Genomic DNA, 1,726 nt, shown 5'->3' with positions numbered 1-1,726 from the left:
GGTGAAGGGAAGCCGCAGGCCGCGTGTCGGGGGGCTGAATGCTGACGCCAGCAGAGCTGGTCGGGTTGATCGAGGCGGTGGCGAAGGGCGATCAGGCCGCGTTCGAGCGCCTCTACGCCGCCACGCGCGCGAAACTCTATGGCGTCGTGCTCCGTATCTTGCGCCGACAGGATCTCGCGGAGGAGGTCATTCAGGAGGCCTACGTCAAGATCTGGAACGGCGCCGGCCGGTTCGATCCGGCGCTGTCCTCGCCGATCACGTGGATGGTCTCGATCGCGCGGAACCGGGCGATCGACGTCGTGCGCAAGAAGTCGGAAGCCTCCATCGAGGACGAGCCTCAGGCGATGGAGGTCGCGGCCGAGAGCACCGATCCGCTGGCGCGCCGCGAGATGACGGAGGAGCTGAAGCGGCTCCTGGAATGCATCGGCCGGCTCGAGCCGGACCGTCAGAGGCTCGTGCTGCTCGCCTATTACAACGGCTGGAGCCGCGAGCAATTGGCGGAGAAGTTTGCCGCGCCCGTCAACACGGTGAAGACGTGGCTCAGGCGCAGCATGCTGGAGATCAGGGAGTGCCTCGGGCTGTAGAGGATGATGAGAGAGTGTCTATGCTAACGCGGCCTTCTTGCCTCACCTCTCCCGAAGGGAGAGGTCGGATTGCATCGCAAGATGCGATCCGGGTGAGGGATTGCGCACGCTCATGGGACCTTGACCCCTCACCCGATTTGCGCGGGACGATGCTTCGCATCTCCCGGGGCAAATCGACCTCTCCCTTCGGGAGAGGTGAAGGAGAGTGATGGACTACACGGAGGACCATATCGCGCTCGCCGCGGAATACGCGCTCGGCACGCTCGACGCCGACGAGCGGGCGCAGGTCGAGACCATGATGGCGGTGGACGAGGCGTTCGCCGCGGTCGTGCAGGCGTGGTCGTACCGGCTCGGCGCGCTCAACCAGATGGTCGGCTCGGTCGAGCCGCGTCCGATCGTATGGGAGAACATCAGGTCCGAGATCGCGCGCATCGCCGTGGCGCAGGAGCCGCCCGCGGCCGCAGAGGCGTCGCCACCGCCGGTGTCGGAGCCGCCCTCGCCGGAGACGGTGGTGTCCTCGAACGAGAGTGCTCCGCCGGCGCCGGTGCAGCATCCCGACGCAGAGCAGGGCGAGCCGCCGAGTCCCGAGCCCGACGCCATCGGCGACATCGCGCCGCAATTCATCCCGCAGGTCCACGCTCCCGATCTCGACATCGTTCGCGCGCCGCCGCCACCTGGGGTCGACGACGGCAACGTGATCCGGCTCGAGAGCCGCGTGAAGCGCTGGCGCGCCGTCGCGTCCGTCGCCGGGGCGCTGGCCGCCGCACTGCTCGTGACGCTGTCGCTCCAGATCTTCTGGCCGGAGGCGCTGCCGGGCGCGTTGCGTCCGCCAACGCGCATCCAGACCGTCGAGGTGAAGACCCCGGCCGCGCCGCTCGCCGCCTCCGCGCAATATGTCGCGTTGCTGCAGGACCAGGGCGGCGGCCCCGCCTTCATTCTCACCGTCGACGGCGCGACGCGGAATTTCACCGTGCGCAAGGTCGGCGCGGCGCCGGAGCCCGGCAAGAGCTTCGAGCTCTGGCTGATCTCGGACAAGCTGCCGCGGCCACGCTCGCTCGGCGTGATCGGCGCCGGCGATTTCACCGCGCGCCCGCTGCTCGCCTCCTACGATGCCGACGTCGTCAACGGCGCCACCTATGCCG

2 protein-coding genes are annotated in these 1,726 nt (G+C 68.7%); both read left to right on the top strand.

The features are described 5' to 3' along the window. Nucleotides 1-38 precede the first annotated feature (38 nt). Nucleotides 39-584, top strand: a complete 546-nt coding sequence (locus JHD07_RS39160; protein ID WP_291631950.1) for a sigma-70 family RNA polymerase sigma factor — start codon at nt 39-41, stop codon at nt 582-584. Nucleotides 585-792: 208 nt separating this feature from the next. Further along, a partial coding sequence (locus JHD07_RS39155; RefSeq protein WP_291631948.1) for an anti-sigma factor occupies nt 793-1,726 on the top strand: 934 nt, incomplete at its 3' end.

The sequence above is a fragment of the Bradyrhizobium sp. genome, assembly GCF_016462955.1.
In the GTDB taxonomy this organism is placed as follows: Bacteria; Pseudomonadota; Alphaproteobacteria; order Rhizobiales; family Xanthobacteraceae; genus Bradyrhizobium.
The sequence above is the reverse complement of the archived record's forward strand: the minus strand, read 5'-3'. Positions and strand labels throughout refer to the sequence as shown.